Source organism: Mesorhizobium sp. RCAM 06353, from assembly GCF_059683585.1.
In genome coordinates, this window is sequence record NZ_CM185031.1 from 4,497,277 (window position 1) to 4,509,998 (window position 12,722).

The 12,722-nt window shown below is 63.6% G+C and carries 10 protein-coding genes; 8 read left to right on the plus strand and 2 right to left on the minus strand.

Features of this window, described 5'->3' with window-relative positions:
• Positions 1 to 53 precede the first annotated feature (53 nt).
• Both AC56QX_RS21660 and parE read right to left on the minus strand, forming a co-directional pair.
• Complete coding sequence (locus AC56QX_RS21660) at positions 54 to 2,120, minus strand: FUSC family protein (protein ID WP_497110505.1); 2,067 nt, start codon at positions 2,118 to 2,120, stop codon at positions 54 to 56.
• A 44-nt stretch (positions 2,121 to 2,164) separates the two neighbouring features.
• On the minus strand, positions 2,165 to 4,222 hold the full coding sequence (gene parE / locus AC56QX_RS21665) for a DNA topoisomerase IV subunit B (protein WP_497110506.1): 2,058 nt from the start codon (positions 4,220 to 4,222) through the stop codon (positions 2,165 to 2,167).
• 237 nt (positions 4,223 to 4,459) lie between these two features.
• Between parE and cpaB the strand changes: the two genes are divergently transcribed.
• The 8 genes from cpaB to AC56QX_RS21705 all read left to right on the plus strand — a co-directional run bounded on the left by cpaB (position 4,460) and on the right by AC56QX_RS21705 (position 12,671).
• Positions 4,460 to 5,392, plus strand: coding sequence for a Flp pilus assembly protein CpaB (gene cpaB / locus AC56QX_RS21670; RefSeq protein WP_497110508.1), 933 nt, complete (start codon positions 4,460 to 4,462; stop codon positions 5,390 to 5,392).
• 30 nt (positions 5,393 to 5,422) lie between these two features.
• The gene (locus AC56QX_RS21675) at positions 5,423 to 6,868 is read left to right on the plus strand and encodes a type II and III secretion system protein family protein (RefSeq protein ID WP_497110509.1); all 1,446 of its coding nucleotides are present in this window, start codon (positions 5,423 to 5,425) and stop codon (positions 6,866 to 6,868) included.
• Between the two features lie 4 nt (positions 6,869 to 6,872).
• The gene (locus tag AC56QX_RS21680) at positions 6,873 to 7,142 is read left to right on the plus strand and encodes a hypothetical protein (RefSeq protein WP_477440172.1); all 270 of its coding nucleotides are present in this window, start codon (positions 6,873 to 6,875) and stop codon (positions 7,140 to 7,142) included.
• Positions 7,143 to 7,178: 36 nt separating this feature from the next.
• The gene (locus tag AC56QX_RS21685; RefSeq protein ID WP_497110510.1) at positions 7,179 to 8,393 is read left to right on the plus strand and encodes a CpaE/TadZ family protein; all 1,215 of its coding nucleotides are present in this window, start codon (positions 7,179 to 7,181) and stop codon (positions 8,391 to 8,393) included.
• Positions 8,390 to 9,811, plus strand: coding sequence for a TadA family conjugal transfer-associated ATPase (locus AC56QX_RS21690; RefSeq protein WP_497110512.1), 1,422 nt, complete (start codon positions 8,390 to 8,392; stop codon positions 9,809 to 9,811). Before AC56QX_RS21685 ends, AC56QX_RS21690 begins: the two co-directional genes overlap by 4 nt.
• Positions 9,812 to 9,816: 5 nt before the next feature.
• Entirely contained in the window at positions 9,817 to 10,782 is a 966-nt protein-coding gene (locus tag AC56QX_RS21695) for a type II secretion system F family protein (protein ID WP_497110513.1), read from the plus strand.
• A 1-nt stretch (position 10,783) separates the two neighbouring features.
• Positions 10,784 to 11,749 (plus strand): type II secretion system F family protein, encoded by a 966-nt coding sequence (locus AC56QX_RS21700; RefSeq protein ID WP_497110515.1) that lies wholly within the window; start codon positions 10,784 to 10,786, stop codon positions 11,747 to 11,749.
• Positions 11,750 to 11,837: 88 nt separating this feature from the next.
• The gene (locus tag AC56QX_RS21705; RefSeq protein WP_497110516.1) at positions 11,838 to 12,671 is read left to right on the plus strand and encodes a PA3715 family protein; all 834 of its coding nucleotides are present in this window, start codon (positions 11,838 to 11,840) and stop codon (positions 12,669 to 12,671) included.
• The last annotated feature ends 51 nt before the right edge of the window (positions 12,672 to 12,722 follow it).

Genomic DNA, 12,722 nt, shown 5'->3' on the forward strand with positions numbered 1-12,722 from the left:
TGTTTTGACGCAATTCCTGACGGAAAGCCGCTCACACTTTTCCTGGAATTGCTCTAGCCCTTACCCCTCGCGAAAAAATCCGGAAAATCCTCTATCGCGGCGGCGATAATGCGCAATGACGCCGCGATCTGCAGCACGTCGCCGGAGGCGTTTCGCTGGGCGATGGTCGCCGCATATTGGCGGGCGACGGCGACGGTTGCTGTCTGCGGATCGCTAGGGGCGCGGAAGAGCAGTTCGCGTGCCAATCCCCTTAGGAAATTGGCGATCGAAAGCGCGGTTTCGGACGGAACGGCATGCGCCTGTTGCGCATCGCGCAGCCGCAGGATCTCCAGGCCGACCGTGACGGCGGCGACGCCGCCGCCCAGAACCGCGTCGCCCTTCCTGCCGGAGTTCTGCACCAGCGGCATCAGCTGGTTGATGCGGTCATAGGCAAGGCTCTCGAAGGCCGAACGCCTCGGCACGCGTTCGTGCAGGCAAAGCCGTGCCAGATCCTCGCGCATGGCCCGCACGATCCGGTTTGCCGCCAGCCACGGATCGGCGGGTAGCACGATCATGAAGACGCCGATCGCCAGCAGGATACCAACCAGCACCGATGCCGAGCCGGCGAAGAATGGGCCAGGATCGTAGGTCATCGCCTGATGCGGACTGAGGAAAGCGAGGAAATTGATGGCGAAGGCCGTGGCCACGCCGACATAACGCGGATTGGCCATGCCCAGCGCCGTTGGCACCAGGATCGGCACGACAAACAGCACGAACCAGCCGAAGCCGGGCAGGGCAGGCATCGCGATCTGGCCGACGAGAAAGGCAAAGGGCAAAGCCAGCAGCGTTCCCTTGAAGAAGCCCCAGGACACCTGCACCGGATCGGGGCGAGCGGCGAAAAGACTGGATACGACGGCAACGAGAATGACCGTGCCCGCCGCCTCGGACCATTTCGTCGTCAGCCAGAAGGCCGCGACCAGCAAGGTGGCAAGGGCAGCGCGCACAGCATTGCGCGATGCGCCGGGGTAGTCGCGGTGAACCACCAGAGCAGGCTGCCTGCTGCCACGAACCGGGCGCGTGACGGGAGCGCGCAAGGCGTCGAGACCACGCAGCACCTGCTTGAAGGCCTCGGCGAAATCGGCGGCGATGGTGAGACGGGTAATGGTGCCGACCCTGTCGTCGCCCTGGTCGACCGAGGCATCGGGAATTTGCCGGGCTTTGGCCGAGATTGCGTCGAGCCGTGTCACCCAGGGGGCGGTGTCGTCCAACGCGCCCGGCTTCGCCGCCAGTTCACTGACAAGGCTATGCAATTCCGATCGCACTGGGATGAGTGCTGCGTTTTTCGGGGCGGCGTGCGAATGCAGCGCGCGAGCCGCCGACAGCGCCGAGAGCAGCTGTCCGATGGTGCGCCGGACCGGATGGGCGCGTGGCGCGAAACTCGGTGCCTCAAGTCTGGCATAGGCGCGCATCTCGCCAAGCGTCTGGGTGTCGGCGACCAGCTTTCGATGCAGGCCGGAGAGCGTTGCGGGATCGCCGCCGGAGAACGCACCGCCGGCATAGGTGGCGAGATCGAGAATGCAGCGTCTCAGCCGCGAGATGATGGCGTCGCTGGCCAGTTTTGGCAGGATCAACCGGCTGGTCAGGCCGGCGCAGACAATGCCGAGCACGATCTCCGCACAGCGCGCGACCGCGAGGTCGACGACGAGGTGTGGTTGTCCGAAGGCCGGCAGGCCGATGATCATCGCGGTGTAGCCGGCAAGCGCCGCACCATAGGCTTCGGGATTGCGCAGCAGTGACGAGACGAAGGTGCAAATGCCGATCCAGACGGCAAGCACGGTCACCAGAACCCATGGATTGGTGCCGAACACGGTGGTGATGCCGATCGCCGCGATGCCGCCGGCCAGCGTGCCGAGCAACCGGTAGAAGCCCTTCGCCAGCACCATGCCGGCGACGGGCTGGGCGACGATGAACACCGTCATCATCGCCCATTGCGGGTGGTCGAGCTTCAGGGCGTAGGCCGCCAGCAGCGCGATCAGGCCGGCTGAAACGGTGCGTAGGGCGAAAATCCAGTCCGAGCGCGTCGGCTGTGTCAGCCCGGCCAAACTCGTCTCGAAATAGGTTTTCAGCCGCGCCCAGGTCACATGCTCGTCTCCGTATCAGAGGCGCAAGCTAAGCTGGCCGGCGGCTAGATATCCAGCACTTCCGTCGCTGCGAATTCGGCGCGTTCCTGGATAAAGCGGAAGCGAGCTTCCGGCTTGGTGCCCATCAGCTCATCGACCCTGTCCTTGGTGGCTGAATCGATTTCGTTCACATCGACCCTGAGCAGCGTGCGCTTCCTCGGATCCATGGTGGTTTCCTTGAGCTGCGCGGCCATCATTTCGCCCAGGCCCTTGAAACGGCCAAGCTCGACCTTGCCGCGCCCGGTGAACTCGGTGCGCAAAAGCTCGTCCTTGTGCGCATCGTCGCGGGCGTAGGCGACCTTGCCGCCTTGCCGGATCGAGTAAAGCGGCGGCACCGCCAGATAGAGATGGCCGCCACGCACCAGCGCCGGCATTTCCTGGTAGAAGAAGGTGATCAGCAGCGAGGCGATGTGGGCGCCGTCGACGTCGGCGTCGGTCATGATGATCACGCGGTCGTAGCGCAAATCCTCGTCGCGGTACTTTGACCGCGTGCCGCAGCCGAGTGCCTGGATCAGATCCGATATCTGCTGGTTGGCGGCCAGCTTGTCATTGCCGGCGCTGGCGACGTTGAGGATCTTGCCGCGCAGCGGCAACACGGCCTGGCTGGCGCGGTCGCGCGCCTGCTTGGCCGAGCCGCCGGCCGAATCCCCTTCGACGATGAACAGTTCGGCGCCGGCAGCGGCATTTTGTGTGCAGTCGGCGAGCTTGCCCGGCAGGCGCAATTTGCGCACCGCGCTCTTGCGCGACACTTCCTTTTCCTGGCGCCGGCGCACGCGCTCGTCGGCGCGCGCGATTACCCATTCGAGCAGCTTTGAGGCTTCCTGCGGATTGTCGGCCAGCCAATGGTCGAACGGATCGCGAATCGCGGTCTCGACAATGCGAATGGCCTCGATCGTCGCCAGCCTGTCCTTGGTCTGGCCGACGAATTCCGGCTCGCGGATGAACACAGACAGCATGCCCGCCGCCGAGATCATGACGTCTTCCGAGGTGACGATCGAGGCGCGCTTGTTGCCGACAAGATCGGCATAGGCGCGAAGCCCGCGCGTCAGCACATTGCGGAAACCGGCTTCGTGCGTGCCGCCTTCACCGGTCGGGATGGTGTTGCAGTAGGAATTGATGAAGCCGTCGCCGCCGAACCAGGTCACCGCCCATTCGAGCGAGCCATGGCCGCCTTGTTTTTCGCTCTTTCCGGCGAAGATTTCGCGCGTCACCTGGAAGTCGTCGCCGAGCGATGCCTTGAGATAATCCTTCAGGCCGCCGGGAAAATGGAATTCCGCCTTGGCCGGCGTCTGGTCCTTTTCCTTGATCAGCGAGGGATCGCAGGTCCAGCGGATCTCGACGCCGCCGAACAGATAGGCTTTCGAACGCGTCATACGGTAGAGCCGCGCCGGTTCGAAGGCCGCGCCCTTGCCGAAAATCTGCTCGTCGGGATGGAAGCGGATTTTTGTTCCGCGCCGGTTATGGACCTCGCCGAGGTGCTCCAGGCCGGTAACCGGGACGCCGCGCGAAAAGCGCTGGCGATAGAGCTGGCGGCCACGTGCGACCTCGACCTCGAGATGATCCGACAGCGCGTTGACGACGGACACGCCGACGCCATGCAGGCCGCCCGAGGTCTCATAGACCTTGGAGTCGAACTTGCCGCCCGAATGCAGCGTCGTCATGATCACTTCGAGCGCCGGCTTCTTGAATTTCGGATGCGGGTCGACCGGAATGCCGCGGCCATTGTCGGTGACGGCCAGATAGCCGTCGGCCGACAGCTCGACATCGATGAAGGTGGCATGGCCGGCGACCGCCTCGTCCATCGAATTGTCGATGACCTCGGCGAACAGATGGTGCATCGCCTTGTCGTCGGTGCCGCCAATATACATGCCCGGCCGGCGGCGCACCGGCTCCAGGCCTTCGAGCACCTCGATGTCGGCGGCACTATAGCCCTCGCTGCCATCCTTGGTCGCGGCCGGACGCTTGGCCGCCGCCTGCACCAGCGGATCCGCCGGGCGCGCGGGTGTGCGAACCGGCTGTGGCTGCTTGTCCATATTGCCGAAGAGATCGTTGTTGTCGTCCATGCCTGCCATCGGGTCCGATGCTGCGAATCACCCGTCGATACTGCCACGCTTTGCGGCGTCAAGCGACGGAGGTTCCTGTTACGTTCGGGGATTTGACCCGTCTTATCCTAAAACCATTCGATAACCAAGCGGGCGGAAATAGGTCGAATGCCACCGCACAAGATTCCTGATTCTTTAACAATGCGGCCTAGCGTGAGCCCAACATAATAAGAAACTGCGGGCATCAGGGGTTTCGGCGTGAGGGGCAAGGCCATAACGATGATCGGCATCGCCGCGGTTTTCGGCGCGATCTCGATCTTTGCCGCGGATTTCTGGGTCAAGAGCCAGGCCAGGCCCGATGCCGAGGAGAAGACGGCGTCGATCGCCGCTCCGGCACCGCCCAGGGTCGAGTTCAAGACCATCGTGGTGGCGAACGCGCCGTTGCGCTACGGCATGGAACTCGACCGCGCCAAGCTGAGCGAAATCCCGTGGCCGCAGGATTCGCTGCCGCAAGGGGCATTTCCCACCATCGATGGGTTGCTTGGCGAAGGCAGCCGCGTCGTGCTGTCGCCGATCGAGGTCAACGAACCGGTGCTGCTCACCAAGCTGTCGGGTCCGAACGGCCGCGCGACGCTCTCCAACATGATGACGCCCGGAATGCGGGCGGTCACCATCCGCACTGACGAGATCGCCGGTGTCGGCGGCTTCGTGACGCCGGGCGACCGCGTCGATGTCGTGCTGACGCGCGATGCCGGCGAAATCCAGGAAGTCGCCAAGAACGCGCAAGGCGCCGCCGGTTCGACCATCACTTCCGAGATCGTCGTCGCCGATGCCAAGGTGCTGAGTGTCGGCCAGGGCGCCGACGAGCGCCAGACGACGCCGCAGGTGACCAATTCCGTGACCATCGAGGTGACGACCGAGGGCGCGCAGAAAGTGGCGCTTGCCCGCACCGTCGGCACGCTGTCGCTGTCGCTGCGTTCCGCCAGCGAAGGCGGCGACGGCCAGAACGGCGTCACCACCATCTCTTCCTTCGGCGGATCGGTGGCGGCCAAGGCTCAGGCAGCGGCCGGCTCGCTGTTCGATGCGATGACCAAGGAGCCGGAGAAGCCGAAATTCAAGACGGTCATCGTGACGCGCGGCACGAAGGCCGAGGAATATCAGGTTCCCGCGCGGGACCAGAACCAGAAGTAAAGGCCGGTGGGGACCGGACGGGACAGGGCAATGTTGATGCGTACCCTATATCGAATGACGGGCCGGTCGCGCTTTGTGCGCACCCTGGCGATGGCGGTTGCACTGGTTGCGAGCGGCATGCTCGCTCTGCCCGGGGCGGCCAAGGCGGACAATGACATCGTCTATGTCTCGTCGACCAAGAATGCGTCGATCAAGGTCGCCAAGGGCAAGCCCAAGACGATCATCACGAGTGCCGCCTTCTACCAGATCGTCATCGGCGATCCGGAGATCGCCAACGTCAATCCACTGACCGACAAATCCTTCTATGTGCTCGGCAACAATCTCGGCACCACCGGCATTGCGCTGTTCGACGAGAAAAAGCAGCTTGTCGGCACGGTGGATATCGAGGTGACGCTCGACACGGATCAACTGGCCAGCACCATCCGCGCCAGCGTGCCGGACGCCAAGATCAAGGTCGGTTCGGCCAATGGCCGCGTGGTGCTGTCGGGTGAGGCGGATGACGCGGTCGCCGCCGAGAAAGCAAACAAGATCGCGACCCGCTTTTCCGGCAACGAGGAGGTGATCAACTCGGTCAACATCTCGTCGTCGCAGCAGGTGCAGCTCAATGTCCGCTTCGTCGAGATCAACCGGCAGGCAGGGCAGGATCTGGGTGCAAAATACAGCGCCAATTTCGCTTACGGCTTCGGCGGCCGCGATGTCACGATCGATCCAGGCACCGTCTCGGCGGCGGGAACCGGCGAGATCATCGGCCGGCTGCTGTCGAATGGCCTCTCGATCGACGTCGCCGTCAAGGCGCTGGAGGAGCGCGGCCTGGCCCGCATGCTGGCCGAGCCCAACCTGATCGCCCGCTCCGGCGAGACGGCGAGCTTTCTCGCCGGCGGCGAATTCCCGATCCCGGTTTCAGAGGACAATGGCAAGATCTCTGTTACCTACAAGAAATACGGCGTCAGCCTGGATTTCACGCCGACCGTGCTCAAGGACGGGCTGGTCAGCCTCGACATCGCGCCGGAAGTCTCGTCGATCGACGCATCGGCGTCCTACAATATCGGCAACATCTCGGTGCCGGGTTTCATCGTGCGCCGCGCCAAGACCTCGGTCGACCTGAAGAACGGCCAGAGCTTCATGATCGCAGGGCTGCTGCAGTCGCAAAACGACATCACCACGTCGCGCATTCCCGGCCTGGGCAAGATGCCCGTCCTTGGGTCGCTGTTCTCGTCGAAATCCTACCAGCGGCGCGAGACCGACCTGGTCATCCTCGTCACGCCCTATCTGGTCAAGCCGGTCGATCCGTCGAAGAAGATGGCGGTACCGACCGATGGTTCGCAGCCGGCCAGCAATGTCGACTATTTCCTCAACAACACCGAGGAAGTGAAGACGTCGGACACCGGTCGCGCGCTGGCGATGGCCGATGGCAGCGCCGCACGGACCGCCCCCGCCACCACGGTCGGGCACTTCCTCGACCTGCCGAAGGACTGAAGCCATGCGACTGGTCCTGAAATCGAGCATCGCCTTGCTTCTTGCCGGTCTGGCCGGCGGCTGCACCAGCGACGATTACACACGCAGCGAAGGGGTGACGACCGGCCCGGGCAACGCGCAGGCCGCCAACACCGTCATGCAGATGGTCGATCCGTGGAAATACGGCGTCCAGAATACGAGGCTTCTCGTACCTGCCAAGCGCGGCGACGCCGGACCTGTCACGCCCGATCAGGCCGCCGCTTCGAAGGCATCTCAGGCGACCGCGGGTAACTGACCTCAAAGGGCGATCAAGCCCACAGGCTGACAAAAAATGGCTAACGGCATCAAGACCAAGAAGATCCTGCTCGTATCGACGGACAGGACCTTCGTGCAGGACACGCGGACCGCATTCGCCGCCTCCGAGATCATCCAGCTTTCGGCGGTGGAGAAGAGTGTCACGGAGTTGCGTGGCGAGATCCAGGAGACCGATTTCGGCGCCATCATCGTCGACATGGACGCGGCGAAGCTGGAGGAGGTCGAGTCGCTGCAGCGCATCATGCGCCGGCTGGAGGGCAAGGCGCCCGTGGTCGTGGTCACCCAGGAGTTCAACGCCGCCGCCGTGCGCATCCTGGTGCAGCTCAAGGTCGCGGACTTCCTGGTCAAGCCGATCACCACGGCCGATCTGGTGCGCTCGGTGGTGCGGGCGCTGCAAGGGCCGGGGCGTGAGGAAAACACCGAGTCGCAGATCTACACCTTCATGCCGGCCGCCGGCGGCGTCGGCACCACGACACTGGCGCTGCAGACCGCCTTCCAGCTGCATCACTCGGTGACGCGCGGCGCCTCGACCTGCGTGGTCGACCTCAATTTCCAGCAGGGCGCCTGTGCCGAATATCTCGACCTCGAGCCGCGTTTCGACATCACCGAGATCGAGAACCAGCCCGAACGCCTCGACCGGCAACTGCTCGACGTGATGCTGTCCAAGCATGCCAGCGGCCTTTGCGTGCTGGCGGCACCGACGCATCCCTCGGAGATGCGTTCGTTCAAGACCGATGTCGTGGTGCGCATGCTGGACCTCGTCTCGGCCTATTTCGACAATGTCGTCATCGACATGCCGCGCACCTGGTTTCCCTGGACGGAGACCGTGCTGCTCGGTTCCAACAAGCTCTATATCGTCGCCGAGATGACGGTGCCATGCCTGCGCCACACGCAGAGGCTGATCCAGGCGGTCTATGAGACCGCCGGCAAGGAAGTGAAGCCGAACGTCATCGTCAACCGTTTCGAGCAGAAGATGTTCGACAACGGTATCAAGCAGGCGGACGTCCAGGAGATCCTCGGCGAGCATTTCGTCGGCGGCATCGCCAACAATTACCGGCTGGTGCGCGAGGCGGTCGATCGCGGCGTACCGCTGCACGAGATCGACCCGAACGCCAATGTCATCAACGACCTGAAGAAGATCATCCTTCCGGAAGAGGCGGTCGCGACCGGGGTTAGGTCGAAGTCGCTGTTCAGCTTCGGCAAGGGTCTGCTGAAAAGGAAGGCCGGATGACCAGTCGTTTTTCCACCCTGCAGAACCGCGACGCGCGCCCGCTGCGTCCGACGGACTCGACCCCGGTGGCGCATCATGCGGTCGTCATCCCGACCAACCGAAAGGCTTTGGCGGCAAAGCCGGACACCGCACCGGCAAAGAGCGCCAACAAGGTGCTCGATGCGCGCGTGCGCATTCACCGGATGCTGCTTGAAGAAATCAATCTCGTTGCGCTGGAGCGTTTGCCCAAGGAGGAGATGCGCCGGCAAGTCCATGATTTCGTTTCGGAAAAAACTCGCCAGGAGCGGATGGCGATCAACACCGTCGAACTCGAAGCGCTGGTCGACGACATCGTCGACGAGATGGTCGGTCTCGGTCCGCTCGAGCCGTTGCTCAAGGATCCCGACATCAACGATATCCTGATCAACGGCCACGAGAACTGCTTCATCGAAAAGAAGGGCAAGCTGCAGAAGGTCCATATCCCGTTCAAGGATGAGGCCCATCTGCTCAGAATCGTCAACAAGATCGTCGCCGCCGTCGGCCGCCGGGTCGACGAATCGCAGCCAATGGTCGATGCGCGCATGCTGGACGGCTCGCGCTTCAACGCGGCCATCCGGCCGGTGGCCGTCGACGGGCCGCTGGTGTCGATCCGCAAATTCTCCAAGAACAAGCTCGGCCTGCACAGACTGGTCGAATTCGGCGCCATCACCCAGAACATGGCCGAAGTGCTGGCGGCGGCAGTGCACGCTCGCAAGACGACGATCATCTCGGGCGGCACCGGCACCGGCAAGACGACGATGCTGAACGCGCTGTCGGCCTTCATTCCCGAAGACGAGCGCTTGATCACCATCGAGGACGCGGCCGAACTGCAGCTGCAGCAGCCGCATGTCGCGCGCATGGAAACGCGCCCCGCCAACATCGAGGGCCATGGCGAACTGAAGCAGCGCGATCTCGTCAAGAACGCGCTGCGCATGCGTCCCGACCGCGTCATCCTCGGCGAGTGCCGCGGCGAGGAGGCTTTCGACATGCTGCAGGCGATGAACACCGGCCATGAAGGGTCGATGGCGACCATCCACGCCAACACGCCGCGCGACGCCATTTCACGCCTCGAACAGATGCTGGGCATGACCGGCATGCCGATGACGGTGCAGTCGATCCGCAGCCAGATCGCCAGCGCCATCGACATCATCGTCCAGCTCACCCGGCTTTCCGACGGCAAGCGCAAGGTGACAAGCGTCGCCGAGGTGACCGGCATGGAAGGCGACGTCATCCAGATGCAGGAGATCTTCCGCTTCGTGCGCACCGGCATGGATGCCGATGGCGGCATTCTCGGCTATTTCGAGGCGACCGGCATCCGGCCGCGCTTCCTGGAGGATCTGCGCGCCATGGGCATCGAGTTTCCCGGACGCTATTTCGAACCCGGCCGGCCGCAGGAGTAAGCCAGGTGTTCGACGGGCTGAGCGCAATCTATGTCGTCTATGCCGGAGCAGCGCTCACCGGCATCATGATCGCCGAGGCCTGTTATCTCCTCTATGCCGGCCGCAGCGACAAGCGCACCGCCATCAACCGGCGCATGAAGCTGCAGGAAAACAAGATCAGCCAGGAACAGGTGCTGATCCAGCTGCGCAAGGAGCGCGGGCTCGACGCAGGCACCTCGCTGTTCTCGCCGGACCGGTTCCGCGCGCTGCGCACGCAGTCGGGCATGATCATGCCGCTGCCGAAATTCCTGATGATCACCTCGGGCGTGGCGATGGCCATGACCCTGGTAGCCATCTGGTATGGGCTGCCGCTGCTGATGGGGCTGCTGCTGTTCGCCGTGCTGATGCCGCTGGTGCCGGTGATGGTGATGCGCTTCAAGCGCAAGCGCCGGCTCAAGCGCTTCGGCATGCAGTTGCCCGAGGCATTGGAGCTGATCACGCGCGGCCTCAAGGCCGGTCACCCCGTGCCGGTGGCTATCGCCATGGTGTCGCGCGAGATGCCCGATCCAATCGGCACCGAATTCGGCGTCATCGCCGATGAGGTGACCTATGGTTCCGATCTGGTCTCGGCTTTGAATTCGCTGTTCGAAAGGGTCGGTCATGAGGATCTGCCGCTGTTCATCACCGCCGTCTCGATCCAGTCCAGTTCGGGCGGCAATCTGCGCGAGATTCTCGACGGCCTGGCGTTGACGATCCGCGAGCGCGGCAAGCTGCGCCGCAAGGTGCGCGCCATTTCGACCGAAGGCCGCATGTCGGCCTACATCCTGACGGCGATCCCGGCGCTGCTGTTTGCCGCCATCATGGCGCTGATGCCGGGCTTCTACCGCGATGTCTGGGACGAGCCCAAAACCTGGTATTTGATCGGTGGATCGATCACCTGGCTGATGCTGGGCAATCTGATGATGTTCAAAATGTCGAATTTCAGGTTCTGACATGCAGGGCTTCATCGAATTCCTCGCCTCGCTTGCCCCGACGTCCCTGATGCCGGTGGCCATCCTGCTGTTGGCCCTGGGCTCCATCGCGGTCGCCTGGCCGATGGTGACGGCGAAGGGCGACCGCAACGACGTGAAGCGCCGGCTCAAGGTCGACCATGGTACCGTGGCCGCGAAAGCCGAGCCGCTGCAGAAGAAGAACGCCAATGTCGTGCGCGAGAAGGCGGTGAAGCGGGCGCAGGAATTCTACGCCAGGAGCGATCCGGAAAACGTCGCCCGGCTGCGCATGAAGCTGATCCAGGCCGGCTATATGGAGCCGCGTGCCGTCGGCACGTTCTTCATCATCCGCTTCTCGGCGCTGGTCGGCGGCGCCATCGGCGCCTTTGTCCTCAACCAATGGCTGGCCAGTGCCGAAGCGACGATGACCAGCCGCTGGGCGTTCGTCATCCTGTCGGGCGTGGCCGGCTACTTCCTGCCCGGTCTGGTGCTGACCCAGAAGGTGCGGGAAAAGATGCGCGAATACCGCAACGGCTTTCCCGACTTCATGGATCTGATGATCGTCTGCTCGGACGCCGGCATGAGCATGGAGGCCGGCATCGAGCGCGTTTCGAAGGAACTCGCCAAGACCTATCCCGCGCTCAGCCAGAACCTGCAGCTGGTGTCGCTGGAGTTGCGGGCCGGGCGCAGCCTAGACGACGCGCTGAAGGCGCTTGCCGACCGCCTCAGCCTGGACGAGGTCCGCTCCTTCGCCACCCTCTTGCAGCAGTCGAAGGAACTCGGCACCAGCCTGTCGGGCGCACTGCGCGTCTTCTCCGACGAAATGCGTCACAAGCGCATGTCGCTGGCCGAGGAAAAGGCGCACGCCCTGCCGGCCAAGATGTCGATACCGGTGACGGTGTGCATCCTGCCGGTGGTGCTGATGATCGCGGTCATTCCGATCATCGTCAAAATGACGGGTCACCACTAGGCTGTACTGGTATTCAGGTGAGGTCGACCTGCAAGTGACAGGCTTTCGCGCTCGATTCCTGAACTCGGCCCTGCGATGTGAGAACCCCATGCGAACACTGTTGCGGATCATCTTTCTTGGCCTCACCGCCGCCAGCCTGTGGCCCGCCTGGGCCATGGCCAACGATTGCGGCGATGCCGCCGCGCTGTTGCGGCAGGCTTATCCCAAGGTTCAGAAAGGCGCCGACGGCGACTCCTTTACGCTCGAACCCCATACCAGCATTGTGCTCGCGGATCCGCAGGACCTTAAGCCCGGCTTGGTCTGCAGGATATGGCCTGCCCATGACGATCTGCTGCTGGTCGCAGTGCCGCTGATCGACAGCGCCAAGTCCAGCGACGGCGAGCATTTTGGCGATATCGAGCTTCTGGTCGTCGACAGGAAGACCCTGCAGGTGCGCCAGCGTCTGCTCCAGCCCGGGTTGATGAACGACGATGCCATCGCCATCCGCGGCATCGAATTCGATACCGGCCGTTATGGGCTGGCGCCGGGTGTCACCGCTTTTGGCCTGCGCATCGACATGGCCAACCATTCGCAGCCCAATCCCTTCAATGAAACCGACCTGCGGCTCTACGCCATAACAGGCAATGCACTGCGCGTGGTGCTCGACGGCCTTGTCGTGGCCGGCTTTGGCGGCGAAGGCGACACCAATTGCGCGGGATCCTTTCATTCCAGCAAGGTCAGCCTGGCGATGAGCCCGACGATCCATCGCGGCTACCATGACATCATCGCGGTCGAGCGGAAGGATACCGACGAGCCGGCTCCCGACAAGGATGGCGAGTGTCAGTCGCATCCCGGCAAGTCGGTGAGCCGGACCCACCGGCTGCGCTATGACGGCAACCACTATCCGGTTCCGGCCGCGCTCAAGGTCCTGGACACGCCGTGAGAGCGCAGCTTGCATCTGCTTGAGGTGTCGGAGACCGTCTCTCAGGGCCTG